This window comes from Pseudomonas sp. 18058 (assembly GCF_902706155.1).
Classification (GTDB): Bacteria; Pseudomonadota; Gammaproteobacteria; order Pseudomonadales; family Pseudomonadaceae; genus Aquipseudomonas; species Aquipseudomonas rustica.
The window spans coordinates 136,413-162,869 of sequence record NZ_CACSJY010000001.1; the positions used below are offsets into that span (position 1 = coordinate 136,413).

General features: G+C 58.9%; 22 protein-coding genes and 1 pseudogene. 14 read left to right on the forward strand and 9 right to left on the reverse strand.

The genetic code is table 11. From position 1 onward, the window contains the following. Nucleotides 1-15 precede the first annotated feature (15 nt). A complete protein-coding gene (locus GVL50_RS00545) occupies nucleotides 16-1,332 on the forward strand; it encodes a hypothetical protein (RefSeq protein WP_159811365.1) in 1,317 nt (438 codons plus the stop codon). 659 nt (nucleotides 1,333-1,991) lie between these two features. Here GVL50_RS00545 and GVL50_RS00550 read toward each other — a convergent pair. Beyond that, on the reverse strand, nucleotides 1,992-3,317 hold the full coding sequence (locus GVL50_RS00550; RefSeq protein WP_053119813.1) for a sigma-54 dependent transcriptional regulator: 1,326 nt from the start codon (nucleotides 3,315-3,317) through the stop codon (nucleotides 1,992-1,994). 345 nt (nucleotides 3,318-3,662) lie between these two features. Between GVL50_RS00550 and GVL50_RS00555 the strand changes: the two genes are divergently transcribed. The 3 genes from GVL50_RS00555 (at nucleotide 3,663) to nhaB (ending at nucleotide 7,193) form a co-directional block, all read left to right on the forward strand. Further along, complete coding sequence (locus GVL50_RS00555; protein ID WP_159811366.1) at nucleotides 3,663-3,929, forward strand: hypothetical protein; 267 nt, start codon at nucleotides 3,663-3,665, stop codon at nucleotides 3,927-3,929. A 283-nt stretch (nucleotides 3,930-4,212) separates the two neighbouring features. Then, nucleotides 4,213-5,502, forward strand: a complete 1,290-nt coding sequence (locus GVL50_RS00560) for a hypothetical protein (protein ID WP_159811367.1) — start codon at nucleotides 4,213-4,215, stop codon at nucleotides 5,500-5,502. Between the two features lie 188 nt (nucleotides 5,503-5,690). After that, nucleotides 5,691-7,193 (forward strand): sodium/proton antiporter NhaB, encoded by a 1,503-nt coding sequence (gene nhaB / locus GVL50_RS00565; protein ID WP_159811368.1) that lies wholly within the window; start codon nucleotides 5,691-5,693, stop codon nucleotides 7,191-7,193. Between the two features lie 124 nt (nucleotides 7,194-7,317). On the opposite strand, the gene GVL50_RS00570 is transcribed toward nhaB, so the two are convergent. From GVL50_RS00570 to gnd, 3 genes are read right to left on the reverse strand one after another with little or no spacing between them, the layout of a single operon-like run. Beyond that, on the reverse strand, nucleotides 7,318-8,139 hold the full coding sequence (locus GVL50_RS00570) for an HAD family hydrolase (RefSeq protein ID WP_159811369.1): 822 nt from the start codon (nucleotides 8,137-8,139) through the stop codon (nucleotides 7,318-7,320). Then, nucleotides 8,136-9,659, reverse strand: a complete 1,524-nt coding sequence (gene zwf / locus GVL50_RS00575; RefSeq protein WP_159811370.1) for a glucose-6-phosphate dehydrogenase — start codon at nucleotides 9,657-9,659, stop codon at nucleotides 8,136-8,138. Before zwf ends, GVL50_RS00570 begins: the two co-directional genes overlap by 4 nt. After that, nucleotides 9,656-10,636 carry a phosphogluconate dehydrogenase (NAD(+)-dependent, decarboxylating) gene (gene gnd, locus GVL50_RS00580; protein WP_008082539.1) on the reverse strand — a complete coding sequence of 327 codons (981 nt, stop codon included), beginning with the start codon at nucleotides 10,634-10,636 and terminating at the stop codon, nucleotides 9,656-9,658. Before gnd ends, zwf begins: the two co-directional genes overlap by 4 nt. Before the next feature lie 274 nt (nucleotides 10,637-10,910). On the opposite strand from gnd, the gene GVL50_RS00585 reads away from it, so the two are divergent. The 4 genes from GVL50_RS00585 (at nucleotide 10,911) to GVL50_RS00600 (ending at nucleotide 16,049) form a co-directional block, all read left to right on the forward strand. After that, the gene (locus GVL50_RS00585; protein WP_159811371.1) at nucleotides 10,911-11,093 is read left to right on the forward strand and encodes a DUF6026 family protein; all 183 of its coding nucleotides are present in this window, start codon (nucleotides 10,911-10,913) and stop codon (nucleotides 11,091-11,093) included. Between the two features lie 208 nt (nucleotides 11,094-11,301). Next, nucleotides 11,302-13,053, forward strand: coding sequence for a phosphoethanolamine transferase CptA (locus tag GVL50_RS00590; protein WP_159811372.1), 1,752 nt, complete (start codon nucleotides 11,302-11,304; stop codon nucleotides 13,051-13,053). A 242-nt stretch (nucleotides 13,054-13,295) separates the two neighbouring features. Further along, nucleotides 13,296-15,542: a TonB-dependent siderophore receptor gene (locus GVL50_RS00595; protein WP_159811373.1), complete on the forward strand. Its 2,247-nt coding sequence runs from the start codon at nucleotides 13,296-13,298 to the stop codon at nucleotides 15,540-15,542. A gap of 297 nt (nucleotides 15,543-15,839) precedes the next feature. Further along, complete coding sequence (locus tag GVL50_RS00600) at nucleotides 15,840-16,049, forward strand: hypothetical protein (protein ID WP_053119794.1); 210 nt, start codon at nucleotides 15,840-15,842, stop codon at nucleotides 16,047-16,049. A 76-nt stretch (nucleotides 16,050-16,125) separates the two neighbouring features. On the opposite strand, the gene GVL50_RS00605 is transcribed toward GVL50_RS00600, so the two are convergent. The 3 genes and pseudogenes from GVL50_RS00605 to zapE form a co-directional block, all read right to left on the reverse strand. Continuing rightward, nucleotides 16,126-16,623, reverse strand: a complete 498-nt coding sequence (locus GVL50_RS00605) for a GNAT family N-acetyltransferase (protein WP_159811374.1) — start codon at nucleotides 16,621-16,623, stop codon at nucleotides 16,126-16,128. A gap of 177 nt (nucleotides 16,624-16,800) precedes the next feature. Continuing rightward, nucleotides 16,801-17,382 (reverse strand): annotated as a pseudogene (locus tag GVL50_RS00610) (DinB family protein). A gap of 17 nt (nucleotides 17,383-17,399) precedes the next feature. After that, nucleotides 17,400-18,518 carry a cell division protein ZapE gene (gene zapE, locus GVL50_RS00615; protein WP_159811375.1) on the reverse strand — a complete coding sequence of 373 codons (1,119 nt, stop codon included), beginning with the start codon at nucleotides 18,516-18,518 and terminating at the stop codon, nucleotides 17,400-17,402. 282 nt (nucleotides 18,519-18,800) lie between these two features. Between zapE and GVL50_RS00620 the strand changes: the two genes are divergently transcribed. After that, a complete protein-coding gene (locus GVL50_RS00620) occupies nucleotides 18,801-19,853 on the forward strand; it encodes an aldo/keto reductase (RefSeq protein WP_159811376.1) in 1,053 nt (350 codons plus the stop codon). A gap of 127 nt (nucleotides 19,854-19,980) precedes the next feature. Here the strand turns inward: GVL50_RS00620 and speB are convergent, their stop codons facing one another. Both speB and GVL50_RS00630 read right to left on the reverse strand, forming a co-directional pair. Then, nucleotides 19,981-20,940 (reverse strand): agmatinase, encoded by a 960-nt coding sequence (gene speB / locus GVL50_RS00625; protein ID WP_159811377.1) that lies wholly within the window; start codon nucleotides 20,938-20,940, stop codon nucleotides 19,981-19,983. 22 nt (nucleotides 20,941-20,962) lie between these two features. Continuing rightward, on the reverse strand, nucleotides 20,963-22,054 hold the full coding sequence (locus GVL50_RS00630) for a polyamine ABC transporter substrate-binding protein (RefSeq protein ID WP_159811378.1): 1,092 nt from the start codon (nucleotides 22,052-22,054) through the stop codon (nucleotides 20,963-20,965). A gap of 99 nt (nucleotides 22,055-22,153) precedes the next feature. On the opposite strand from GVL50_RS00630, the gene GVL50_RS00635 reads away from it, so the two are divergent. From GVL50_RS00635 to GVL50_RS00655, 5 genes are all read left to right on the forward strand, one after another. Next, nucleotides 22,154-23,053: a LysR family transcriptional regulator gene (locus GVL50_RS00635; RefSeq protein ID WP_159811379.1), complete on the forward strand. Its 900-nt coding sequence runs from the start codon at nucleotides 22,154-22,156 to the stop codon at nucleotides 23,051-23,053. A 213-nt stretch (nucleotides 23,054-23,266) separates the two neighbouring features. Next, a complete protein-coding gene (locus tag GVL50_RS00640) occupies nucleotides 23,267-24,733 on the forward strand; it encodes a nucleobase:cation symporter-2 family protein (protein WP_053119783.1) in 1,467 nt (488 codons plus the stop codon). A 67-nt stretch (nucleotides 24,734-24,800) separates the two neighbouring features. Beyond that, nucleotides 24,801-25,274, forward strand: a complete 474-nt coding sequence (locus GVL50_RS00645; protein WP_159811380.1) for an LEA type 2 family protein — start codon at nucleotides 24,801-24,803, stop codon at nucleotides 25,272-25,274. 53 nt (nucleotides 25,275-25,327) lie between these two features. Further along, nucleotides 25,328-25,873 (forward strand): GNAT family N-acetyltransferase, encoded by a 546-nt coding sequence (locus GVL50_RS00650; protein ID WP_159811381.1) that lies wholly within the window; start codon nucleotides 25,328-25,330, stop codon nucleotides 25,871-25,873. A gap of 10 nt (nucleotides 25,874-25,883) precedes the next feature. Next, complete coding sequence (locus GVL50_RS00655; protein WP_159811382.1) at nucleotides 25,884-26,402, forward strand: AAA family ATPase; 519 nt, start codon at nucleotides 25,884-25,886, stop codon at nucleotides 26,400-26,402. Nucleotides 26,403-26,457: the final 55 nt, after the last annotated feature.

Sequence of the window (26,457 nt, forward strand, 5' to 3'; positions counted from 1 at the left end):
AGGGACGGCTTTTTCATGTATCGATCAGTATCACTGCGTGCTGCTGTATGTCTGAGTACGCTTCTCCCGGCGGCAATGTTGCAAGCTGCACCTGACGCCGATGTAGAAGCGCTAAAACAAGAACTGATGGAACTCAAGCAACGATACGAAGTACAACAAAAAGCCCTGGCGGTCCTTGAACAACGTGTCCGCCAGGTCGAAGACCAACCCGCTGCGCCGCAACCCAAACGCCTGGTGAAATCGCCGGCCGACCTCAGAACTCAAAAAGTGGCGGCCGCAACAGGGACTGGTGCAGCAGCCGCGTCGGGGGGCGCAGCCGGAGGGGGCACGGGCAGTTCTTATGGCCAATCACTGGCCGATGATTCGCAACCCGCGCAATCGGTATCCAACCTTTACGACGAGGCCAGCGGCTTCTTCGGTGGCGGTCGTTTCAGCGTTGAAACCGGCATCACCTATTCGCGCTACGACACCCGTCAACTGGCGCTTAACGGCTTTCTGGCGCTGGATTCGATCTTCCTCGGCAGCATCAACCTGGACCGGATCAAGGCTGATACCTGGACCCTCGACCTGACGGCACGCTACAACTACAACAACCGTTGGCAGTTCGATATCAACGCTCCAGTCATTTACCGCGACTCGACTTACCAGTCCGGCGGTGCGCAAGGCGGCGCATCGGGCGCCCTCAGTGAACAGGATGTCACTCAGGATCCGACCCTTGGCGATGTCAACGCAGGTATTGCCTACAAATTCCTCGACGAATCGCCGAACCTGCCGGATGCGGTGGTGACGTTGCGCGTAAAAGCGCCAACCGGCAAAGACCCGTTCGGGATCAAGCTGCGTCAGGCCCCGGGCGACAACACCAACCTCTTCGTGCCTGACAGCCTGCCAACCGGTAACGGTGTCTGGTCGATCACGCCGGGCATCTCGCTGGTGAAAACCTTCGACCCTGCCGTGCTCTTCGGTAGCTTGTCCTACACCCACAACTTCGAAGATTCGTTTGACGACATCAGTCCACGGGTCAACGAGAAAATTGGCGGTAAAGTGCAACTGGGCGACAGCTTCCAGATCGGCGCCGGTGTAGCGTTTGCGTTGAACGAGAAGATGAGTATGTCGTTCTCGGTCTCCGACCTGGTGCAACGCAAGAGCAAGATCAAACAGGATGGCGGCGATTGGGAGTCGGTTGTCTCCAGTGACGCCAACGCCGGTTACTTCAACATCGGTATGACCATCGCGGCCACCGACAACTTAACGATCGTGCCTAACCTGTCCATCGGCATGACCGAAGATGCGCCGGACTTTTCCTTCAGCCTGAAATTCCCGTATTACTTCTAACCACAGAAATCTGTAGGAGCAGAGCTTGCTCGCGAAGGCGTCAGCACATTCAATTTTGATGTTGAATGTACCGGCCTCTTCGCGAGCAAGCTCAGCTCCTACACTGTTTCGTGGTGCGAATTAAACTGCGCGTACGCCATGATTCTGTAGGAGCAGAGCTTGCTCGCGAAGGCGTCAGTACATTCAATACTGATGTTGAATGTACCGGCCTCTTCGCGAGCAAGCTCGGCTCCTACACTGTTTCGTGGTGCAAATTAAACTGCGCGTACGCCATGATTCTGTAGGAGCAGAGCTTGCTCGCGAAGGCGTCAGTACATTCAATATTGATGTTGAATGTACCGGCCTCTTCGCGAGCAAGCTCGACTCCTACACTGGTTTGCGGTGCAAATTAAACTGCGCGTACGCCATGATTCTGTAGGAGCAGAGCTTGCTCGCGAAGGCGTCAGTACATTCAATATTGATGTTGAATGTACCGGCCTCTTCGCGAGCAAGCTCGGCTCCTACACTGTTTCGTGGTGCAAATTAAACTGCGCGTACGCCATGATTCTGTAGGAGCAGAGCTTGCTCGCGAAGGCGTCAGTACATTCAATATTGATGTTGAATGTACCGGCCTCTTCGCGAGCAAGCTCGGCTCCTACAGAAGGCTGCGATCTTTTGATTTAACGAATTTGATGTTTGTGCAGTAACCGGTAGAACGTAGGTCGCGAAACCCCCAGCACTTTTGCCGCCACACTCAAGTTGTCGCTGTGCCGATTCAATACATCGCACAAGGCCTGGCGTTCGGCGCGGGTTTTATAGTCTTCCAGGGTGCCCATCGGCGTGGCGATCGACTGCTGGCTGATCAAACCCAGATCTCGCGCTTCAATCTGTCGCCCTTCGGCCAGCACCAAACCACGACGAACGCGGTTGGCCAATTCGCGCACATTGCCCGGCCAGTCGTGTTTGCCCATCGCAATCAGCGCGTCTTCACTGAAACTGCGCGGTCGCCGACCGGTTTCGTGGCTGTAGAAATGCGAGAAGTGGTTGGCCAGCATCGACAGATCACCGTGGCGTTCGCGCAACGGCGCGGTGACCACTTGCAGCACGTTGAGCCGGTAATACAGATCTTCGCGAAAGCGCTTTTTCTCGATCGCCGACTCCAGATCAACGTGCGTCGCGGCCAATACCCGAACATCCACGGGGATCGGCTGACTGCCGCCAACCCGTTCAATGTGTTTTTCCTGGAGAAAACGCAGCAGATTGGCTTGCAGTTCCAGCGGCAGATCACCAATTTCATCAAGAAACAGCGTGCCACCGTTGGCCGCTTCGATGCGCCCGACCTTGCGTTGATGAGCGCCGGTAAACGCGCCCTTCTCATGGCCAAACAATTCCGACTGGATCAAATGTTCAGGGATCGCCCCGCAGTTGATCGCTACAAAAGGTTTGCTGTGACGCTGCGATTGTCGATGCAGGGTGCGCGCCACCAGCTCTTTGCCCGTGCCGCTTTCGCCACGGATCAGTACGGGCGATTCGGTCGGCGCCAGTTTGCTGAGCAATTTGCGCAGTTCACGAATCGGTCGACTGTCACCGAGCAACTCATGCTCCGGCTGATCCACATGGATCGTGCCCTGCCCGCGCAGGCGCGCCATGCCGAACGCGCGACCAAGGGTGACCTGCACCCGCGAGACGTCGAACGGCAAGGTATGAAAATCGAAAAACCATTCGCAAACGAAGTCGCCAACGTTCTGTAAACGCAGGACTTCCTGATTCAGCACGGCGATCCATTCAGTACCGCTGCGGCTGATCAGTTCTTTGACGGCTTCGGGGCGTTCGAGGTGAAACGGCTGCAAGCGCAGCAACCCAACATCACAACTTCGGTCAGCGGCGTTTTCCAAAGTACAGCTGTCGACATCCCAGCCTATCGCACGTAAACCGGGCAACAGGCGATGACAATCGTCGCAAGGATCGACGACCAATAAACGTCTTAATGCAGGCGCTTCGCTCATGACTGTTCCTTGGCGCCAAATTATAAGAAATGATTGTAAAAACAGTCATTTGGCAGACCTGGCTGTAACATTAGCAAGATTTTGACAGCGCCTTGTATCGATTGCTTATAGGGATACAAGCGAACCAGTTATAAGAAGCGAAGTTGTTAGTCAGCTATCGACTTTGAATCTTTCAGCCAGCTTTCAATAGCTGTCGACAAACTGAGTATATGAAAGAAAGTTGAAATTTCTTTGTTTCAGGTGTGACCTGTCACCCGGTTGCGTGCATCAGTACAAGTAACCAGCCGAACGGTAAGCCCAACCGACGGCACATCACTTGATTGGGCACGACAGAGAGAAGACCCCATGACCGCCCCGCTCCGTATCAACGAAGCTCTTTTGATTGCCAACCACGCGTTCAAACCTTTCCAGTGCGTGGCTTGGGCCCCACAAGACGGCAATGGCGAAGTCAGCCTGACCGTCATCGACCGCACCAACAATCACATTGGTCGCAAACAGATTTCCAGCAGTGACTATTCGGATCCGGCACAACTTGAATTGTTCTTGCAGCAAGCTCGCGCACAATTGAGCGAAGAAGGTTACGAGCTGCAATCGTGGTCGATGCCGCACTGAGCAGAGGGCATTGCGGATGACTTCAATGTCATCCGCCCTCTTCTTGGTTAGTTGCCCTGTTGTTTTAACCCCGCGCACTTTTTACATCGCTAAGCAACGAAACCAGGCACAACTGCTTGGCAGGCTTGCATTTGGTTCAAAAAGACACTGTTTCGGCACAGTGCGACCCTCCGCCTGTTAGTTCTTACCGTTGTGCTTCTTTGTTATCAGGGATTGAATGTTCCGCTCATGCAGTTACCCACCCGGCTCCCGGGTTATGGTCAACTCGCAAGGAGATGCGTGCATGTTCAGCTCGAATGCTTTTGCGCTGGCAACCCCCATAAATAAAGTCGGACATCTTGATCAGACATTCGCTGCGACCGGCGTGGCGCAGGTTTATTTCGCCGGCAGCCTGTCGAGCATGACGCAAGGCGTGGCACTCGATCAGCAAGGTCGTGTATTGGTCGCCGCAAAAATCGGCACCGCTCATGGCAGCCGGTTTGGCCTGGCGCGATTGCTGGCCGATGGTTCTGCCGATCTTGGGTTCGGCCATCAGGGCAGCGTCATCGGCGAGTTCGCCGCCGGCTTCGAGGCCGCTGCCAGCAAGGTGCTGGCGCTGCCGGACGGCCGAATCCTGCTCGCCGGCCTGCATTATGAAAGCGCCCATCAAACCCTTCCCGCCTTTGCCTGCTTCGATGCCCACGGTCAGCCAGACCCGACCTTCGGCGACAATGGCCGGCAAGTCGTGCGCCTGCCGGGCAATCTGTCCATGGGCTCGCGCGATACCTGGCTACCGCCGGGCGTGCCCGGGGCCGAAGCCTGCGACTTCGCTGTACAGGATGACGGGCACATCCTGCTGATCGCCAACCACCATTTCGAACTGGCCGACCACGCCGGCATGCTGATTCGCCTCAAACCCGACGGCAGTCTCGACGACACGTTCAACGGCCGTGGCTTTGTGATGATCCGTCACCTATTGCTCAATACCTGGCTCAGCAGCCTGCTGTTGCAGGAGGACGGGCGGATCGTGGTGGCCGGTTCGATCGACTTTCCGCAGGAAGGCCTGCTCGCGCGCTATCTGCCCGACGGCAGTCTGGATGAACGTTTTGCGGTGGACGGCTTTATGGCGTTCAAGGCTCAGGGGCGAAGCGCACAGGTCAGCCAGGTGATTGAATCGGCGGAACATCTGCATTGTTTCGGCAGCAGCCGTGATCCGATTCGCTGCGTGGCATTGTCGCTGCACCATAACGGCCGCCCGGATCTGCACAGCCATGACGGTTTGGCGCAGCTGCTGGAAATCGGCCCGAGCGGCTGCCAGTGGAGCGCTGCGCAACGCATGGCAGACGGTCGCATGATCGCAGTCGGCGCGACCATCGGCGGCGTTGAAGCGGATTTTATCGTCGCGCGCTATTTGGCTGACGGCAACCTCGACCCAAGTTTCGGCGATGGCTGCGGCTGGTTGCGCACACGCCTGGGACGCAGCCTCGACACCGCCAACTCACTGGCCCTGCAAGCCGATGGCGGGATTCTGGTCGGCGGTTATTCACTGGATGGCAACTACCGGGCAATGGTCGCGCGCTACCTCAACCCATAACGGGCTGCAGGACGGTCGACCTGTAGGAGCTGTCGAGTGAAACGAGGCTGCGATCTTTAAAGTCAAAAGATCGCAGCCTCGTTTCACTCGACAGCTCCTACAAAGGAAGGCCGGGCCAAGTCATTAACAACTTGAACTTGCTCGACACATGCGGCAACTTGCGCGCTTCTTAAGACAAGGAGCAACCGATGTCCGGTTCAATGGCCCAGGCGTTCGCGCAAAATTTTCTCGGGCATTCGCCACGTTGGTATAAGGCGACCATCGTCGGATTCCTGATCCTCAATGCGCTGGTGCTGTTCACCGCAGGCCCGGTCGCTGCCGGTTGGTTGCTGGTGATCGAATTCATTTTCACTTTGGCCATGGCGCTCAAGTGCTATCCACTGATGCCGGGCGGCCTGCTGCTGATCGAAGCGCTGCTGCTGAAGATGACCACGCCGCAGGCTCTCTATGATGAGCTGGTGCACAACTTCCCGGTGATCCTGCTGCTGATGTTTATGGTGGCTGGCATCTACTTCATGAAGGATCTGTTGCTGTATTTGTTCTCGCGGCTGTTGCTGGGGGTTCGCTCGAAAGCGGCGCTGGCGTTGATGTTCTGCTTTCTCTCGGCGTTCCTGTCGGCGTTTCTTGATGCCTTGACCGTTACGGCCGTGATCATCAGTGCGGCGGTCGGTTTCTATTCGGTGTATCACCGCGTTGCCTCGGGCAATGATCCGCGTCAGGACAGCGAGTTTGCCGACGATCAGCACCTACCCAAACTGCATCACGACGATCTCGAACAATTCCGCGCGTTTTTGCGCAGCCTGTTGATGCACGGCGCGGTCGGCACGGCGCTGGGCGGTGTCTGCACGCTGGTCGGTGAGCCGCAAAACCTGTTGATCGGCCATGAAATGGGTTGGCACTTTGGCGAGTTTTTCAGCAAGGTCGCGCCGGTGTCGTTGCCGGTATTGGCGGCCGGTCTGGTGACCTGCGTCCTGCTGGAGAAACTGCGCTGGTTCGGCTACGGCACGCTGCTGCCGGACAACGTGCGTGCGGTGCTGGCCGATTACGCCGCCGAAGACGATGCCGAGCGTACCCCGCGTCAACGCGCCGCTTTGCTGGTGCAGGGTGCGGCGGCACTGATTTTGATTGGTTGCCTGGCATTTCACGTCGCCGAAGTCGGCCTGATTGGACTGATGGTGATCGTGCTGATCACGGCGTTTACCGGGATCACCGATGAGCACCGTCTCGGTAGCGCATTCAAGGACGCGATGCCGTTTACCGCATTGCTGGTGGTGTTTTTTGCGGTGGTGGCGGTAATTCATGATCAGCAATTGTTTGCGCCGCTGATTCAGTGGGTGCTGGCACTGCCGGTCGAGCAACAACCGGGGATGCTGTTTATCGCCAACGGCGTGCTGTCAGCGATCAGTGACAACGTGTTTGTCGCGACCATTTACATCACCGAAGTGAAACAGGCCTTCCTCGCCGGACACATGAGCCGCGAGCACTTCGAGACCTTGGCGATTGCGATCAACACCGGCACCAACCTGCCGAGCGTGGCGACGCCAAATGGCCAAGCGGCGTTTCTGTTCCTGCTGACCTCGGCGATTGCCCCGCTGGTGCGCTTGTCGTACGGGCGGATGGTGTGGATGGCGCTGCCGTACACCGTCGTCATGGGGCTGCTGGGCTGGTACGCCGTGAGCTACTGGCTCTAACCAACAGCGCATAATAATTGTGGGAGCGGGCTTGCTCGCGAAGGCGGTGTGTCATTCAACGTATTGGTTGTCTGATACGACGCCTTCGCGAGCCAGCCCGCTCTCACAGTTTGTTTTGGTGTTTTCAGTGAGGGAGGATGTATTTTTCGATGGCTTGGGCGACGCCGTCTTCGGTGTTGGGGGCGGTGACTACGTCGGCTTGGCGCTTTACCGCGTCCTCAGCCTGGCCCATGGCAATCGATAATCCGGCGCAATGGAACATCGCCGGGTCATTGCCGCCATCGCCGATCGCGGCGGTCTGTTCCAGCGGGATGCCCAGGTGCTCGGCAATCGTCGTCAGTGCGGTGCCTTTGTTGGCTTCCAGCGCGGTCACGTCGAGATACACCGGTTGTGAACGCGAGACTTGCGCCATGCCGTTGACCTTCGGTATCAAGCGCGCTTCCAGTTCGATCAGCAGTTCAGTGTTGTTGCTGGTCGCGACGATCTTATCGATGCGCTCCAGATACGGCTCGAAACTCTCAACCACCACCGGCGGATAGCCGAGGCCATGCTGTTCGCGCGGCACCATCGGCCCGTGCGGATCCTTCAGCAGCCAGTCGCCGCCGCTGAACACCCAGATTTCCACGCCCGGCTGATCGGCGAACGTCGCCAGTGCAATCAGCGCGGTGGTCGCCGGCAAGTAATGCGCGGCCAGCAAACTGCCGTCCGGATTGACGATGGTGCCGCCATTGAACGCCGCTGTCGGCAGATCAACGCCCAAAGCTTCGATCTGCTGCAACATGGCTTTCGGTGGACGCCCGGTGGCGAGGCTGAACAACACGCCCGCCTCACGCAAGGCACGAACCGCTTCGATGGTGCGCTGGCTCAGCGTGTGATCGGGCAGCAACAGCGTGCCGTCCATGTCACTGAGCAGAAAACGGATGGGTTGTTTCGGCAGGTCACTCATCCGAGGCCATGCCAGACGCGACCATCGCGAGTCAGCAAGTCTTCGGCGGCTTGCGGGCCATCGTCACCGGCAGCATAAGTCTGCACGCTCGCGTCCTGTTGCCAGGCATCGAGGAACGGTTGCACGGCGCGCCAGCCGTTCTCGATATTGTCGGCGCGCTGGAACAGCGTCTGATCGCCGGTCAGGCAGTCGTAGATCAGAGTTTCATAACCCGTCGACGGCTGCATCTCGAAGAAATCCTTGTAGGCAAACCCCAACTCGATGTTGGCCATGTTCAGCGCCGGCCCTGGCCGTTTCGCCAGCAGGTCGAACCACATGCCTTCGTTGGGCTGGATCTGGATACGCAAGTAAGTCGGCTGCAATTCATCGACTTCGGTGTCACGGAACTGCGCGTAAGGCGCCGGTTTGAAGCAGATGACGATCTCGGTGTCGCGCACGCTCATGCGCTTGCCGGTGCGCAGATAGAACGGCACGCCGACCCAGCGCCAGTTATCGATCATGACTTTCAGCGCCACGTAGGTTTCGGTGCTGCTGTCCGGCGCGACGTTGGGCTCCTGGCGATAGCCGTTCAAGGCTTTGCCATCGACTTCGCCGGCACTGTACTGGCCGCGAACCGAGTTGGCCCGCGCCTCTTCGGTCGTCCACGGACGAATCGCGCCAACCACTTTGGCCTTCTCGCCGCGCACCGCGTCAGCCCCGAACGCCGCTGGCGGTTCCATGGCGACCATGGCCAGCAACTGGAACAGGTGATTGGGCACCATGTCACGCAGCGCGCCGGTGTGTTCGTAAAAACTGCCACGGGTTTCAACGCCGACGGTTTCCGCCGCGGTGATCTGCACGTGGTCGATGTAATGGTTGTTCCAGAATGCTTCAAATAGGCTGTTGGAGAACCGGCTGACCAGAATGTTCTGCACGGTTTCCTTGCCCAGATAATGGTCGATCCGATAGATCTGCTTCTCGGACATCACCTTGAGCAAACAGGCGTTCAATGCTTCAGCGGTGTGCAGATCGGAGCCGAACGGCTTCTCGATCACCACTCTTCTGAACGCTTCGGGGGTTTCCTCCAGCAAACCGGCGCTGCCCAGTCGGCGCACCACTTCACTGAAGAAACGTGGCGCGGTGGCCAGGTAGAACACCGCATTGCCAGTGCCGCTGTCGGCGATTTTCGCCGCCAGCGCGGAATAGGTGCTGTCGTCCAGGAAGTCGCCCTGGACGTAGCTGATACCTTTGGCGAGCTTGGCCCACAAGGCCGGATCAAGCATCTGATCGCCCTTGCCGACCTTCGCCGCCACTTCGGTACGGATGAAGTCTTCGAGCTTTTGCGCGAAGGCCTCATCGGTAATGGCGTTGTGGTCAACGCCGACGATCCGCAGGTTCTCGTCAAGCAGGCCGTCGCGACTGAGGTTGTACAGCGCCGGCATCAGCAAGCGCTTGACCAGGTCGCCGTGGGCACCGAACAGGAACAGCGTGGTCGGTGGAGCGGGTTCTGCCTTGGATTTCTTGCGGATCGTATGACTCATTTCTTCGGTGTCTCCACATGGCCGCCGAAGCCGAAGCGTTGGGCCGAAAGAATCTTGTCGCCAAAAGTGCCCTGACCGCGTGAGCGGTAGCGCGAGAACAGCGAGTTCGACAGCACCGGAACCGGCACCGCTTGTTCCATGGCCGCTTCGATGGTCCATTGACCTTCGCCGCTGTCCGCTACCGAACCGGAGAAGCCGTCGAGTTTCGGATCGCTGGCCAGCGCATCAGCCGTCAGATCGAGCAACCACGAGGACACCACGCTGCCACGACGCCAGACTTCGGCGATGTCAGCCACGTTCAGATCAAAACGCTGATCTTCCGGCAGACGCTCGCTGGATTTGGTCTTGAGGATGTCGAAGCCCTCGGCGAACGCGGCCATCATGCCGTACTCGATGCCGTTGTGAATCATCTTCACGAAGTGCCCGGCACCGGCAGGACCGGCATGGATGTAGCCGTGTTCGGCACGATGATCATCGGACTTGCGATCCTTGGTGCGCGGGATATCACCCATGCCCGGCGCCAGTGCAGCGAACAGTGGGTCGAGGCGCTGCACGGTTTCAGCGTCGCCGCCGATCATCATGCAATAGCCGCGCTCCAGGCCCCAGACGCCGCCCGAGGTACCGACGTCGATGTAGTGCAGGCCCTTCTCGTTCAGGGTCTTGGCCCGGCGAATATCATCCTTATAGTTGGTGTTGCCGCCGTCGATGATGGTGTCGCCGGCCTCCAGCAGTGTGCTCAGGGTGTTGATGGTGTCTTCGGTCGGCGCCCCAGCCGGCAGCATGACCCAGACCGCACGCGGTTTGGCCAGGCCGGCAACCAGTGCCGGCAAGTCGGCGACGCCCGTGGAGCCCTCGGCGACCAGGTTGTCGATGAAAGCGGTATTGCGGTCGTAAACAACGGTGGTGTGACCGTTGAGCATCAGACGCCGCGCAATATTGCCGCCCATGCGGCCCAGTCCAATAATCCCGAGTTGCATGTGCTGATGCTCCTTACTACAAATAAATGTGTGTCATTGGTTATAGCCCAACGCGACTGATAGGAGGTTAGTCCAGAGCGTTGCGATGAAGTTTCCGGGCATTGTGCCCGATCCAGACTGATAACGCCCCGAAACGTGGCAAAGACACACCGACCATGAAAAATAAAAAAGTTCCATTCGCAGGCAAAAGAAATCAAAATTGGCGCCGATAGTAAGTCACTGCCCCAAAACGGGGGTGGTTTACAGTTGAGACACGCCATTTGCGAGGTGAGCAATGGGCACAGTACACACAGCAATGCCGCCACAAACCCTGTACGTGACAATCCGTCGCGATGAATTGCGCCAGTTGAAAGACGAGCGCGACCACTTGAAACAGGAGCTGGCGCAGCTGCGCGCGCTGACTCAGGGCCCCGCGTCCAAACCGCTGCCGGTTGTCCTTCGCGCGCCCAACGCTTGATCCCCGCCTCTTTCGGGAACGGCCTGTGTCGTTCCCGACATGATTCACCTCCTGTTGTAACTCGCAACTAACAAAGTTTTCACATTGCCTTGCCCATACTCCGGCGCATTCTGGCCGGGCGTTCGCGTTCGGCCTCCGTTCGTCGGTTTCATGCTCTCGTTTCATGAAGCGTTCCGGCGGTGGTTGTGAAACAGAGCTGGAGTGCTGAATGGCATTGTTCAAACGCAGCAAAACGACTGCGAAAGGTTTTGACTGGGCCGGTTTTCTCTGGCTGTTCGTTTTCTTCTGGTACTTCTCGGGTATTACCCAGCTGCTGATCCAGTTGACCGGCACTTCAGGCTTCACCGGTTTCCGTCAGGCGTTTGTGATGAGCGCCATCTGGCTGGCGCCGATGCTGCTGTTCCCCAAGCGCACGAAACTGATTGCCGCCGTGATCGGCGTGGTGCTGTGGGCCTGCTCGATGGCCAGCCTCGGTTACTTCTTCATCTATCAGCAAGAATTCTCGCAAAGCGTCATCTTCATCATGTTCGAGTCGAACATTTCTGAAGCGGGCGAGTACATGACCCAGTACTTTGCCTGGTGGATGGTGCCGGCGTTCCTCGCCCATACCCTGTTCGCCTACTTCCTGTGGACGCGTCTACGCCCGGTGTACATGCCGCGTGGCCGTGCCTATGTGGCTGCCGCCGCGATCGTGATTGCAGTGGCTGGCTACCCGCTGATCAAGCAAACCATGCGCACCGGCAGCTTTACTGAAGGCTTCGAGAAGTTCGAAACCCGCATCGAGCCAGCCGTGCCGTGGCAGATGGCAGTGGCCTATCACCGCTACGTCAACACCCTCGCCGACATGCAGGACATGCTGCACAGCGCGAGCAAGATTCCGCCGCTGAAAAACCTCCAGGACGCTTCTGCCAATCAGCCTGCAACCCTGGTGTTGGTAATCGGTGAGTCGACCAACCGTCAGCGCATGAGCCTTTACGGCTACCCGCGCAAGACCACGCCGGAACTGGACAAGCTCAAAGATCAGCTCGCGGTGTTCGACAACGTCATCACCCCGCGCCCTTACACCATCGAAGCCTTGCAGCAAGTGCTGACCTTCGCTGATGAAGAGAATCCGGATCTGTACCTGTCGACGCCGTCGCTGGTCAGCATGATGAAACAGGCCGGTTACAAGACCTTCTGGATCACCAACCAGCAGACCATGACCAAGCGCAACACCATGCTCACGACCTTTTCCGAACAGGCCGACGAGCAGGTGTACCTGAACAACAACCGCAACCAGAACGCCGCGCAGTACGACGGCGACGTGATCGAGCCGTTCAACAAGGCCCTGACCGATCCGGCACCGCGCAAGTTGATCGTCGTGCATTTGCTCGGCACGCACATGAGCTACCAGTACCGTTATCCACCGAGCTTCGACAAGTTCCAGGATCGTACCGGCGTACCGGCCGGCGTGCGTGACGATCAGGTGCCGACTTACAACAGCTACGACAACGCCGTGTTGTACAACGACTTCGTGGTATCGAGCCTGATCAAGGACTACGCCAAGTCCGATCCGAACGGCTTCCTGCTGTACCTCTCCGACCACGGTGAAGACGTGTTCGACTCGGTCGGCCACACCACGCTGGGCCGCAACGAGAACAAACCGACCGCGCCGATGTACACCATTCCGTTCATGGCGTGGGCATCGCCAAAGTGGCGTGAAAACCATGACTGGAACTTCGCCGCTGATCTCGATCGGCCGTACAGCAGTTCGCACCTGATTCACACCTGGGCGGATCTGGCCGGCTTGAGTTCCGATGAGCTGGATCGCAGCAAGAGCCTGGTCAGTGACAGCTTCAAGCCACGCCCGTTGTTGATCGGCAACCCGTACGAGAAGCAGCAACGTGCCTTGATCGACTTCAGCTTGATGAAGCCGAAAAAACCTGCAGAGGCACCACCCGAAGTGGCGCAACAGCATTAACGAAAAGGGGCCAAAAAGGCCCCTTTTTCATGCCCACCATTCCCTGTAGGAGCTGCCGAAGGCTGCGATCTTTTGACTTTGTTTTTAAGAAGACAAGATCAACAGATCGCAGCCTTCGGCAGCTCCTACGGGGTTTTGAAACACCCAAATAACAATATTTCTTGTTTGTTACTAAATCGCATCCGCCCTCTTCGTCTTTGAACCAAAGGATATTTCCCCTCGAAGACAAGGAGTCGGCTGCGATGTTCGCGCCTATCACCCGTTCCATGACCCTCACCCTCGGCCTCTGCGGTGCTGCACTGAGCCCTGACTTGCTGGCCGAAACAGACGTTGAAAAACAGCCAGAGCCTGCCTCTACAGCGCTCGAACTGGCGTCGACCAACATTACCGCCCAAAGTTTGGGCACCACCACCGAAAACACCGATGCCTACACCACCGGCGCCATGAGTACCGCGACCCGGCTGAACCTGTCGATCAAGGAAACCCCGCAATCTGTGTCCGTGGTCACCCGTCAGCAAATGGACGATTTCAAACTCGGTACCTTGTCCGAAGCCATGAGCCAGACCACGGGTATCGTCGTGCAGCACAACGATTCGGATCGGGTCGGTTATTCGTCGCGCGGCTACTCGATCAACAATTTCCAGATCGACGGGATGCTCAACACCTTCGACCGGATGAAGACCGATGCCGACACCATCATCTACGACCGCATCGAAGTGGTACGCGGCGCTACCGGCCTGACCACGGGCGCTGGCGACCCTTCGGCGACGATCAACATGGTGCGCAAACGCCCGACCGCTCAATGGCAGGCGCTGGCCGGGGTCAGCGGCGGCAGTTATGACGATTACTACAGCTACGTCGACGTTGGCGGGCCGCTGGCGTTCGATGGTCGTTTGCGCGGGCGCACGGTGCTGGCGTATCGCGACAGCCAGTCGTTCCGCGACAGCTACGCCCTGCAACGTGAAGTCGGCTACGGCATTCTTGAGGCGGATCTGACTGACTCCACCCTGTTGGCAGTGGGTTATGACTATCAGGACAAACAGGTTCAGGGCACCTCCTGGGGCACGCTGCCGTACTGGAATGCCGATGGCACGAAGGCCGGGCTCGGTCGTTCGACCAACATGGCGACGTCATGGAGTTCGTGGCCGCTGCGCGATAAAACCGCGTTCGCCACGCTGGATCAGCAACTGGCCGGTGGCTGGCACCTGAAAGCCGCCTATACCCACCGCGACAGCGATGTCGACGGCAAGGTTTATTACGGCGGCACCGGGTTCCCGGAAGCCGATCGCAGCGGCATGTACGCCTACCGGGGCCATATGCTCGGCAACCAGAAAATGAATGTGTACGACTTCAATCTGTCCGGCCCGTACAGCCTGCTCGGCCGTGAGCACGAAATGATGCTCGGTTACGGCGAGGCGAATCACCGTTCGTATTCCCCGTCCATCGTCGCGGGTGCGGTGCCAGAGGGTTATGACAGCATTCTTGACTGGAAATACATGGGCGATATCGCCAAGTTCTCCGACACCGTTACCGGCCGCACCGGCTCGCGCAGCAGCACCCGCCAGAAGGCCGGCTACATCGCCACGCGCCTGAGCCTGACCGATGAACTGCACGCGGTGATCGGCAGCCGCTATGGCAGTTGGGAAGGCAAAAAGGACGATCGTTACTATGACGAGAACCTGCAACTGACCAGTGTCGACAGCACCACTCAGCGCCAGAACGACATCTGGACGCCGTACGCCGGTCTGCTCTACGACCTGACGCCGGAATACACGGTCTACGCCAGTTACACCGATATTTTCAAACCGCAGAGTTACCGCGACAGCAGCCGCAACTACCTGGATCCGGTGGTGGGCAGCAACTACGAAGTCGGCCTCAAGGGCAGTCTGCTGGAAGAACGCCTCAACGTCGCGACAGCGGTGTTCTGGAGCAAGCAGGACAACGTGGCCGAACTCGACGATTCGGTACCACCGGATCCGGCTAGCGGCGAAGAGTTTTATAAGTCTGGCGGCAAGGGCAACAAGGTCAACGGTTTCGAAGCGGAAGTGTCTGGCGAAGTGATGACGGGCTGGAACATGACGGCCGGTTACACCTATACCCACTCGGTTAACGGCGACAAACAGCGCACCAATACCAGTTCGCCGTTGAACATGCTGCGCGTGTCGACGGCGTATCGTTTGCCGGGTGATTGGCAGGCACTGACGGTGGGCGGTGCGGTGAATTGGCAGAGTGCGATGTTCGACTACGCTGATCGACCGGTGGGGCGTGAGGCGAATGGTGATTTCATTACTGAGAACACCAAGATTCATCAGGGCGCGTACACCGTGGTCAAGTTGATGTCGCGTTATCAATTCGACGAGCACGTGTCGGCGTCGCTGAACGTCGACAACCTGTTTGACGAGAAGTATTACGACAATGTCGGCTTCTACAACGGCGTGTTCTGGGGTGATCCGCGCACGGTGACGCTGAGTCTGGACTGGAAGCTTTAGTCCCTCCCCTGTCTGAGTAGTGCAGGGTTTATCTGTGGTGCAGGGTTTATCTGTGGTGAGGGGATTTATCTGTGGCGAGGGGATTTATCCCCGTTGGCCTGCGCAGCAGGCCCCTGCTGTTTCAGATTAAAAGCGGGGCCGCTGCGCGCCCCAACGGGGATAAATCCCCTCGCCACAGATAAATCCCCTCGCCACAAGTATTAGGGTGTTAACCCCGAGTTAATTCCTGAAGAACACACTCGCTTTCGAGTTCTGCTTCATGGACGAACGGCTCCGAATTGTTCAGTAGGAGGCACCATGAAAACCACGACTGTAATGCTTGCCGGGCTGCTTGCCCTTGGCTCTGCCAGCGCTTTTGCCGAAGGGGGCGCCGAACGCATGCGCTACTACTTCAACAACTTTCCCGTTCACCACGCGCAAAGCGAACAGGTGAGCGACGCCAAGACCAAAGAACTGCGGGTTCCCGACGACCAGACGGCCCAAGTGACCGAGTCTTATCGCAACTGAATCACCGATGGACCTGCGTGGACTGTGCTCCGGTCACCGCAGATGACAGTTGGGCGCCCTGTTGGGGCGCCTTTTTTTATGCCTGCAAATCCTTGATCCAGAACAGCATGCGGCCGTGCTCCGGGTTAAACATCCCCGGGGCAAAACCGAATTTGCGGTAAGAGCCCTGGGCGATAGCGTTGCCTTCGAGCACTTCAAGGGTGATCTTGCAGCAGCCACGCTGGCGGGCGATGTCCTCGACCTTGCGCAGCATCTTCTGGCTTAAACCGAGACCGCGAAACTTGTTCACCACGGCCACATCGTGAACGTTGACCAGCGGTCGGCAGGCGAACGTCGAAAAGCCTTCAAAGCAGTTCACCAAACCGGCCGGCTCACCGCCAACGAACGCCAGCACGCTGAACGCATGCGGTCGCCGGGCAAGTTCTTCCGGCAGACGTTGCAGCAGCTCGGGGGCAATCGGATGACCGCCGCCCATGGGATCTTCTGCATAGTTGTTGAGTACCACGCCGATGGCCTCGGCATGCACTGGATTGGTGTAACTGGCCTGAAGTACAAGAATTTCTGCGGAATCCATTTCCATCCCCAAACACACAACCCCGGCGCGCAAAGTGCGCACTGATAGGCTGCCTGACCTTAGCGCGAGCACGGTGTTGTCGACAAGATCAAAAGATCGTAGCCTTCGGCAGCTCCTACACGGACCCCATTCCCCTGTAGGAGCTGCCGAAGGCTGCGATCTTTTGCTTGTGAAAAATCAATGCCCCCAAATCAGCTCTTCCGTCCAGCCGAGTTCGGCGAAGTCTTCAGCCCGCAACCTGGCCTCTCCCGCGCAGAAAAACTCGTCCAGTTGCGGCGGCTTCACCGCGGTATCAGTGAGCATCGTATGCACCTGCCCACGATGATGAATCTGATGTTCAAACAGATGCGAAAGCATGCGCAAGCGGCTGTCATGTTGCGGCGTGTCGCGGGCGATGGTGACGATTCGGCCCAGATCGGCATCGCGCATCTGCTCGCAATAGGCGATCAGCCGACGATCCACATGCGCCTGTTCCTCGCGCAGGGACGCAGCCTCGGTAAACGGCTCGTCCTGATTGAAAAACACGTAACAATCCGGGTGCGGCTCGGCCCCGCGCAACTCGCGTTCCAGCGCGTCGACGTAGAACCAGTCGCAAGTGAGGATGTGATTGAGGGTCAGACGAATACTGGGGAAAAAACTGATGCGCGGCGCGGCGAGATCCGCGCCATCGAGCTGCATTCAGGCCTTGGCCAGACGATGGTTCGCCCAGGCATTTTGATAGGCCATGGTCAGCAAATGATGGGACAGCGGCTGGGTCATGTTGGCGCCCTCTTCACTCACGCTTCGGCAAAGCGCTGCAATTGCATCTCCTGCAAACGGCTGAGGGTGCGACGGAACGGGAATTCCAGATAACCCTCGGTGTACAGCGCATCCATTGGCACTTGCGCCTCAATGTACAGCGGCACCTTGCGGTCGTAGCACTCGTCGACCAAGGCGATGAAGCGCCGTACACCGTCGTCATGCACCGACAACTGCGGCAACTCGCGATCACCGGCCGCCACGCGCTCGGCGTTGTCCTCGGTGCCACGGGCAATGCGCCCTTCGCGTTTCTGCGCGCTAAGGTTGGGCACCTCGCTCAACAGAATAGCCTGATAGGCATCACACAGCGCGATGAAATCCATGGCGGCGAACGGTTGCTCACAGAGATCGGCGTAGCGACACCAGAGCACCGTCGCACTGGCCTGCACTACGTTCAGCACGCGGTGGCCGACGGCAACGGGTTCGGCGCTGGCAGGTTGCCCGGCGTTCAGCGTTTGAAACACCTCATCCAGCGCGCTGCCCTGCGCCGGCGTGGCGACGAAGTAACGCTGCAGCCCGGTGCCGGGGTGCAGACGATGGTCTTCGGCGCCGTTCACCGGCACCACCTGCATGTGCGCCTTGATCGAAGCGATTGCCGGCGTGAAGCGATCACGGTTGAAGCCATCGGCGTACAGATCATCCGGCGGCAGGTTGGACGTGCAAACCACCACCACGCCTTCGTCGAACATCACTTGAAACAGCCGACCGAGAATGATCGCGTCGCCGATGTCGTTGACAAACAGTTCGTCGAAACACAGCACCCGCACTTCGGCTGCCAGTTCCTTGGCCAGCGCGCGCAACGGGTCGGCGATACCGGTCAACTGGAACGAACGCTGATGCACCCAGCCCATGAAATGGTGGAAATGTTGCCGCCGCGCTGGCACGCGCAGGCTTTGATAGAACTGATCCATCAGCCACGTTTTGCCCCGCCCGACCGGGCCCCACAGGTACACGCCGGTGACCGACTTGGCCCCGGCGTGCAAAGCTTCGTGGCATTTTTGCAACGCCCAGACGGCGTGCTCCTGAGCTTCATCCTGGATGAAGCCCTTGTGCTCGATGGCGTGTTGCCAGGCGCTGAGGGGGGAGTCGAAAGTCATGCGCGGGAGTATGCCACGACCGCCTTAAAAACGGACTCATCGCCGTTACCCAACCAGGCTTGAGAGCACCGCAAAACCCTGTAGGAGCCGAGCTTGCTCGCGAAGGCGGCGTATCAGTCGACGCATGAATTGACTGATCCACCGCCTTCGCGAGCAAGCTCGGCTCCTACAAATACGAGGGTACCGTTGAGCGGAGTGTGTCTTGACAGAGGAATATTACCAGCATCATATTGGCGCCATATTTCAACCGTAATCTTACTGAATCGGATCGGGAGCATCGCCATGCACTACAAGGTTTTTGGCCGTAAAACCGGCCTCCGCGTTTCGGAACTGGCGCTTGGCGCCGGCAACTTCGGCACCGGTTGGGGGCATGGCGCAGAGCGTGACGAAGCCAAACGCATTTTCGACGGTTACCTCGAGGCCGGCGGCAATTTCATCGACACCGCCAATGGTTATCAGGGTGGGCAATCGGAGTCGATGCTCAGCGAGTTCATCGCCCCGGAACGCGATCGACTGGTCATCGCCACCAAATACAGCATGGGCACCACGCCGGCGGCCGATATTTCCCACACCGGCAACAGCCGCAAAAACATGGTGCGCGCCGTCGAAGAAAGCCTGAAGCGCTTGAAGACCGATCACATCGATCTGTTCTGGGCGCACATCAGCGATGGCGTCACGCCGATGGAGGAGATCCTGCGCGGCTTCGACGACCTGGTGCGCGCCGGCAAGATTCACTACGCCGGTTTGTCGAATTTCCCGGCCTGGCGCATCGCTCGCGCCGACTTGTTGGCAGAGGTGCGCGGGTTCGCGCCGATTGCTGCGATTCAAGTCGAGTACAGCCTCGCCGAACGCACCGCCGAACGGGAATTACTGCCGATGGCCGAAGCCCTCGGACTGGCCGCAACACTGTGGTCGCCATTGGGTGGCGGCTTCCTCACCGGCAAGTATCGCGGCAACGATGACAACAACCGCGCAGCCAAACTCGGCATGCTGGTGCATGCGGAAAAAAGCGTGCGGGAAACGGCTTTGCTTGATGCCTTGCTTGCGGTTGCCAGCGAGATCGGCGTTAGCCCCACTCACGTCGCGATTGCCTGGCTGCGCGAAAAAGCCAAGCGCTCGACCACTGCGCTGATCCCGATTTTGGGTTCGCGTACCCGTGAACAACTGGATGCGACGTTGGGTGCGCTTGCGGTGCAACTGAGCGATGAACAACTGGCGAGGCTGGATGGTGTGAGTAGCGTGCCGGCGGGCGTGCCGTTCGAGACGATTGCCAATTCAGCACCCCGCTACACCGGGCCGGAGACGCTGGATCGGCCGATCATGCCAGTGGCCTGACACCCTCAACGCCACACACCCTTGTAGGAGCAGAGCTTGCTCGCGAAGGCGGTGGTTCAGTCAACTCATGCATCGACTGATACGCCGCTTTCGCGAGCAAGCTCTGCTCCTACACAGGCAATTGCGGTTATAGGTCGACTTTGTGTTTCGCGGCGTAGAGGCAGAGCATTTCCATGGCCAGTGTGGCGGCGGCCAGTGAAGTGACTTCGGCGTGATCGTAGGCCGGGGCCACTTCGACGACGTCCATGCCCACCAGATTGATCCCGCGCAAACCGCCCAGAATCTCCAGCGCCTGCACCGTGCTCAAACCGCCGCACACCGGCGTACCTGTGCCAGGCGCAAATGCCGGGTCGAGGCAGTCGATGTCGAACGTCAAATACACCGGGTTTTCGCCCACCCTTGCGCGGATCGCTTCGACAATCGCCTCGCAACCGCGCCGATGCACTTGCCGCGCATCAAGCACTTGAAAACCCAGAGTGTCGTCGTTGGTGGTACGCAAACCGATCTGCACCGAACGCGCCGGATCCACCAGACCTTCCTTCGCGGCGTGCCAGAACATGGTGCCGTGATCGACGCGTTTGCCCTCCTCGTCCGGCCAGGTGTCGCTGTGCGCATCGAAGTGGATCAGCGACAGCGTGCCGTGCTTGCGCGCATGGGCCTTGAGCAGCGGATAGCTGACGAAATGGTCGCCGCCAAAAGTGAGCATGGCCGCGCCGGATTCAAGAATCTGCTCAGCGTGGGCCTCGATGCTTTCCGGGATGCTGTGCGGCGAGCCGTAATCGAAATCGCAGTCACCGTAATCGACCACTGCCAGATGATCGAACGGGTCGAACGTCCACGGCCAGTGGCGTTCCCAGGCAATCCCGGTCGACGCCGCACGAATCCCGCGCGGCCCGAAACGTGCGCCCGGGCGGTTGCTGGTGGCGGTGTCGAACGGCACACCGCTGACCGCCACATCAACACCGCGCAGGTCACGGCTGTAACGCCGGCGCATGAAACTGGTGATACCGGCGTAAGTGCTTTCGGCAGAGGTGCCATACAGGCTGTCGCGCGTCAGGGCTTGGTCGTTGAGCATCGGCACGTCCATCGGAGTGCTCCTTTTTTTATCGTTACTGGTGGCTACGGAAAGTGGTCCACAGGCGCGTGCGCTGACGCATGTCCTTGAGGCTCATGCTGCGGTCGGCGTAAAGCAGCTCGCGCACATTGGCCGGCGGATAAATGTCCGGATCGTTGCGCACCGCTTCATCCACCAGCGGCGTCGCTGCCTGGTTGGCGGTGGCAAAAAACAGCGTGTTGGTCAGCTCGGCGACCGAGTCAGGCCGCAGCATGAATTCGATGAACGCCCGCGCAGCTTCAGGGTGTGGCGCGTCCTTGGGGATGGCCAGGTTGTCTTGCCAGATCAACGTGCCCTCCTTGGGAATGCGGTAAGCGACTTCGAACGGCTTGTTGGCCTTGTGCGCCTGATCCGCCGCCATGCTCGCGTCACCGTTGTAGGTCAGCGCGAGACAGACCGTGCCGTTGGCCAGATCGCTGATCTGCCGACCCGTGGCGACATACAGCACCGACGGTTGCAGTTTTTGCAGCAGCGCTTCGGCGGCGGCCAGATCAGTTTTGTCGGTGCTGTACGGATCTTTGCCGAGGTAGTGCAGCGCGAGGCCGATGACTTCCTGCGGCGAATCAAGAATCGCGATGCCACAGTCTTTGAGCTTGCTGGCGTACTCCGGTTTGAACAGCAGATCTAGGCTATTCAGCGGCACGTCCGGCAGGCGTTTTTTCACCGCTTCGACGTTCATGCCCAACCCGAGCGTGCCCCAGGTGTACGGCACGGCATAACGATTGCCGGGGTCGACGGCCGCCAGTTTCGTCAACAAATCCGGATCGAGGTTGGCGTATCCCTTGAGCCCTTCGTGAGGAATTTCCTTCAGCGCCCCCGCGGCCAATCCACGGGCCAGCACGCTGGACGACGGCACCACCACGTCATAACCGCTGCCACCGGTGAGCAATTTGGTCTCGAGCACTTCCGAGGTATCGAACGTGTCGTAACGCACATGAATACCGGTCTCTTTCTCGAAACGCTGCAGGGTTTGCGGCGGCACGTAATCGGCCCAACTGTAGAGGTTGAGGGTCTTGTCCTCGGCTTGAGCCATGCTGACAACGGTAAACAGCAACGCGGGGAAACACAGCTTGAACATGGGAGCCATGACGCACACCTGACCGAGGGAAGTGGTTGCAGCGTGCGCCGTCGGATACATTAGAAAAATACCTGAATTGTTATCCTGACTTTATTGCGGAGTAATGTGATGCTCGGTCAGCTCCACGATGTCGATTTGCAGCTGTTGCGCCTGTTTGTCAGCGTGGTCGAGTGCGGTGGTTTCAGTGCGGCGCAGGGTGAGCTGGGGCTCAGCCAGTCGAGCATCAGCCAGCAAATGGCCAAGCTCGAAACCCGCCTCGGCTATCGTCTGTGCAGCCGTGGCAAGGGTGGTTTCGGCGTGACGCCCAAGGGCGAGCAACTGCTGATCGCCGCGCGCACGCTGTTTGAATCCATTGAAACCTTTCGCCATCAATCCAACGGCGTCGCCGGACGTTTGATTGGTGAAGTGCGGCTAGGTATTTCTGAAGCCGTTGATCAATCGGTGCTGCAACGGGTGGCCGAGGCCATTCGGCGCTTTCGCGAGCGTGATGAATCGGTGCGCATCGAAGTGATCAGTGCGATGCCCGGCGAGATGGAGCGCTTGTTGTTGCGGCAGCGGCTGGATCTGGCGATCGGTTATTTTTCCCAGGTGCAAAGTGCGTTCGACTATCGCGAGTTGTTCAGCGAAACCCAGCATTTGTACTGCGCGGCGGGGCATCCGCTGTTCACCGACGATGCGCCCAGCGATGCGGCGCTGGCGGCGTGCGATCGGGTCGATCATCCGTACCGGTTTCTGCGCAGTGACGAGCCGTTTCAGGGCAAGGTGTGTTCGGCGCGATCTGAGCAGGTTGAAGGCACATTGGCGTTTATTTTGTCGGGCAAGCATGTGGGGTATTTGCCGGATCACTACGCGCGGGGTTTGCAGGACAAGGGTTTATTGCGACCGGTGCGTGAAGGTGAGTTGAGTTTCGATGTGGCGTTTCACCTGGCGCGGCACCGGGCGCAAGTACCGGGGGATGCGCAGAAAGCCTTCGAAGAAGACCTATTGGCTGCCTTCAACCCCCTGTAGGAGCTGCCGAAGGCTGCGATCTTTTGACTTTGCCATTAAAGATCAAAAGATCGCAGCCTCGTTTCACTCGACAGCTCCTACAGGGATTTGGGTACAACCCCCAATAAAACCTGACCTTTCAGGCAATTCTTGCTCGTTGCCCTCGCCGCGCTCTTGCGGCATCCTGCGCCTCCATTTTCTGACCCGGCCCCGCCTCGCGGCGCATAAATCACCATGACCGCCTCTGAAAAAGCCCCGCGCAACAACGACTTGATCTACGGTCTCAACGACCGTCCGCACCTCACCGCCACCGTGTTCGCCGCGCTGCAACACGTGCTGGCGAGCTTCGTCGGCATCATCACGCCGACGCTGATCATGGGCGGCGCCCTCGGTCTGCAAAGCGAAATTCCCTACCTGATCAGCATGGCGCTGTTCGTCTCCGGCCTCGGCACGTTCGTCCAGGCCAAGCGTTTCGGCCCGGTCGGTTCCGGATTGTTGTGCCTGCAAGGCACCAGTTTCTCGTTTATCAGCGTGATTCTCAGTGCCGGTTTCATGGTCAAGGCGCGCGGTGGTGGCACCGATGAAATCCTCTCGACGATCTTCGGCGTGTGCTTCTTCGCCGCGTTCATCGAGGTTGCGCTCAGCCAGTTCATCGGCAAATTGCGCATGCTGATCACCCCGGTGGTCACCGGCACCATCATCACCTTGATGGGCCTGTCGTTGATCAAAGTGGCGATGACCGACATTGCCGGCGGTTTCGGCGCGGCGGATCTGGGCGCGTCCAGCCATCTGTTTCTGGCCGCGCTGGTGATCGGCACCATCGTCGTGCTGAACCGCGTTGACGTGCCGTTCCTGCGCCTCGGCGCGATCGTTATCGGCCTGACCCTCGGTTACTTCGTTGCATGGCTGATGGGCACCGTCGATTTCGCTTCGATGCCAGAAGTGCCGCTGGTCAGCGTACCGGTGCCGTTCAAGTACGGTTTCAATTTCGACTGGGTCGCGTTTGTGCCGATCGCGGTGATTTTCCTGGTGTCGCCGCTCGAAGCTGCGGGCGACCTGACGGCCAACTCGATGATCTCGCGCCAACCGGTCAAAGGCCCGCTGTACATCCGCCGGATCAAGTCCGGCCTGCTCGCCGATGGCCTCAACTCGGCCATGGCGGCGGTGTTCAACAGCATGCCGATGGTGACCTTCGCGCAGAACAACGGCGTGATCCAGCTCACCGGCGTCGCCAGCCGTTATGTCGCCTTCTTCATCGCCGGTCTGCTGGTACTGCTCGGACTGTTCCCGATGATCGGTGCGGTGCTGCAACTGATGCCGAAACCGGTGCTCGGCGGCGCTGAGCTGGTGATGTTCGGCACCGTCGCGGTGGCCGGGATCAAGATCCTCGCCGAAGCCGGCCTGCACCGTCGCAACATGCTTATCGTGGCGATTTCCCTCGGCATGGGCCTGGGCATTGCCGCTGTGCCGGAGGTGCTGCGCGAACTGCCGCAAGCGCTGCGCAACATCTTCGAGTCGCCAATCACCGTCGGTGCGTTGTGCGCTATCGTGCTGAACGTCTTCCTGCCGGAAGAATTCATCGAGCTGGAAGAAGACGATTTCGACCCGGAAGCTTCTATTCTTCAGGTCATGGAAAACCCGGACATGCCGTCCAAAGCTGAACCTGGCCAACCGGCGGCTGTCGCACAGTTGAACCGCTGACGTCCGGCCTTTAACAGAAAGGGCTGCACCGGCAACGGTTCAGCCCTTTTTTGTTGAGAGACCGTTTATGCGCCGCGTCCACGCCGTCATTCTGTCGTTACTGTTGCTGTCCCTCAGTGCCTGCGCGCTGTTTCCCAACCGAGACCCGGTGAACATCAACGTGGTCGGCCTCGAACCGTTGCCGAGCCAGGATCTGGAAGTGCGCTTCGCGATCAAGATCCGCGTGCAGAACCCCAACGAAACCGCCATCGACTACAACGGCATCGCCCTCGATCTGGAAGTCAACGGCCATTCACTGGCCTCGGGCGTGAGCGATCAGAGCGGCTCGATTCCGCGCTTCTCCGAAACCATCGTCAGCGTGCCGGTGAGCATTTCCGCGTTCTCGGTACTGCGCCAAACCCTCGGCCTCAGTCAGACGCAAACCCTCGACAATCTGCCGTACGTGCTGCGCGGAAAACTCGCCGGCGGCTTGTTCGGCACCATGCGTTTTGTCGACAGCGGCAAATTGAGCCTGCCGAAAGCCACTGCCGCAACTTGGTAAAGATGGGTTAGCCTTGAGCGTTCATTAGCAATGCTCAAGGAGGCGGCAGGTTTATGGAAGAGATACCGACGTTGTACACCGAACGGCTGATCCTGCGCCCGCTGGAACTGGCCGACGCTGATGCCGTGCAGCAGCAATTTGCGCACTGGGAAGTGGTGCGTTACCTGAACGCCCTCGTCCCTTGGCCCTACCCCGCCGACGGCGCCCTCACCTACCTGCGCGACATTGCATTGCCGGCGATGGCCGCTGGCAAGGAGTGGCATTGGTCGCTGCGGCTGAAATCGACACCTGAACAATTGATCGGCAACATCAGCCTGATGGATGAGCAGGACAACAACCGTGGGCTCTGGCTCGCGCCGGCATGGCACGGTCAAGGCTTGATGACCGAAGCCTGCGCCGCCGTCACCGATTATTGGTTCGAAACCTTGAATCGCACGCTCATGCGCGTGCCAAAAGCGGCGCCCAATATCGCCTCGCGCCGGCTCTCCGAACGCAGCGGCATGCGCCTGATCGGCAGCGATGAAGGCGACTTCGTCAGCGGCCGCTGGCCCCGGGATCTTTGGGAAATCAGCCGGGAAGAATGGCTGAGTCAACGCTGAGGAACTCCCCATGCTTATTGTGTTCAGCGGTTTGCCCGGCACCGGCAAAACGACCCTCGCCAAATCTGTCGCGACGCGGTTAAAAGCCACGTACCTGAGGATTGATACGATTGAACAAGCTATCCGTAACGCCGACGTTCTCGCAGGCGATGTCGGCCGCAGTGGTTATTTTGTTGCGCTTGAACTGGCGCTGGGCAATCTTCGACCGGGTCACACTGTCATCGTCGACTGCGTCAATCCTGTGGCTGAAAGCAGACAAGCGTGGGCCGATGTTGCCGCCCGTGCTAACGCTGCACTGCTGAATATCGAAGTGATCTGCTCAGACCCGCAAGAGCACCGTCGGCGCGTTGAACAGCGGCAGTCAGATGTTCCGGGGTTGATCCCACCCTCGTGGCAATCGGTGCTTGATCATGACTATGAACCCTGGTCGCCAGCACCGCTCACGGTTGATACGGCGCAACTGAGCATCGATCAAGCCGTCGAACTCATCCTGCTCAACGGGGCTGTGCAAGGCGTGTCTGTCGATTAGCGAAGTTTCGTGCAGACGTGTGGTATTAATTCATAAATTTCCAGCAAGGCTGCTT

Coding starts and splice junctions, on each gene's coding strand:
- GVL50_RS00600 (WP_053119794.1), top strand. CDS start 15,840: ATGAAAACCACGACTGTAATGCTTGCCGGGCTGCTTGCCCTTGGCTCT.
- GVL50_RS00590 (WP_159811372.1), top strand. CDS start 11,302: ATGGCATTGTTCAAACGCAGCAAAACGACTGCGAAAGGTTTTGACTGG.
- gnd (WP_008082539.1), bottom strand. CDS start 10,636: ATGCAACTCGGGATTATTGGACTGGGCCGCATGGGCGGCAATATTGCG.
- GVL50_RS00655 (WP_159811382.1), top strand. CDS start 25,884: ATGCTTATTGTGTTCAGCGGTTTGCCCGGCACCGGCAAAACGACCCTC.
- GVL50_RS00630 (WP_159811378.1), bottom strand. CDS start 22,054: ATGGCTCCCATGTTCAAGCTGTGTTTCCCCGCGTTGCTGTTTACCGTT.
- GVL50_RS00555 (WP_159811366.1), top strand. CDS start 3,663: ATGACCGCCCCGCTCCGTATCAACGAAGCTCTTTTGATTGCCAACCAC.
- zwf (WP_159811370.1), bottom strand. CDS start 9,659: ATGAGTCATACGATCCGCAAGAAATCCAAGGCAGAACCCGCTCCACCG.
- GVL50_RS00605 (WP_159811374.1), bottom strand. CDS start 16,623: ATGGATTCCGCAGAAATTCTTGTACTTCAGGCCAGTTACACCAATCCA.
- GVL50_RS00595 (WP_159811373.1), top strand. CDS start 13,296: ATGTTCGCGCCTATCACCCGTTCCATGACCCTCACCCTCGGCCTCTGC.
- GVL50_RS00550 (WP_053119813.1), bottom strand. CDS start 3,317: ATGAGCGAAGCGCCTGCATTAAGACGTTTATTGGTCGTCGATCCTTGC.
- nhaB (WP_159811368.1), top strand. CDS start 5,691: ATGTCCGGTTCAATGGCCCAGGCGTTCGCGCAAAATTTTCTCGGGCAT.
- zapE (WP_159811375.1), bottom strand. CDS start 18,518: ATGACTTTCGACTCCCCCCTCAGCGCCTGGCAACACGCCATCGAGCAC.
- GVL50_RS00640 (WP_053119783.1), top strand. CDS start 23,267: ATGACCGCCTCTGAAAAAGCCCCGCGCAACAACGACTTGATCTACGGT.
- GVL50_RS00620 (WP_159811376.1), top strand. CDS start 18,801: ATGCACTACAAGGTTTTTGGCCGTAAAACCGGCCTCCGCGTTTCGGAA.
- speB (WP_159811377.1), bottom strand. CDS start 20,940: ATGGACGTGCCGATGCTCAACGACCAAGCCCTGACGCGCGACAGCCTG.
- GVL50_RS00545 (WP_159811365.1), top strand. CDS start 16: ATGTATCGATCAGTATCACTGCGTGCTGCTGTATGTCTGAGTACGCTT.
- GVL50_RS00560 (WP_159811367.1), top strand. CDS start 4,213: ATGTTCAGCTCGAATGCTTTTGCGCTGGCAACCCCCATAAATAAAGTC.
- GVL50_RS00645 (WP_159811380.1), top strand. CDS start 24,801: ATGCGCCGCGTCCACGCCGTCATTCTGTCGTTACTGTTGCTGTCCCTC.
- GVL50_RS00635 (WP_159811379.1), top strand. CDS start 22,154: ATGCTCGGTCAGCTCCACGATGTCGATTTGCAGCTGTTGCGCCTGTTT.
- GVL50_RS00650 (WP_159811381.1), top strand. CDS start 25,328: ATGGAAGAGATACCGACGTTGTACACCGAACGGCTGATCCTGCGCCCG.
- GVL50_RS00585 (WP_159811371.1), top strand. CDS start 10,911: ATGGGCACAGTACACACAGCAATGCCGCCACAAACCCTGTACGTGACA.
- GVL50_RS00570 (WP_159811369.1), bottom strand. CDS start 8,139: ATGAGTGACCTGCCGAAACAACCCATCCGTTTTCTGCTCAGTGACATG.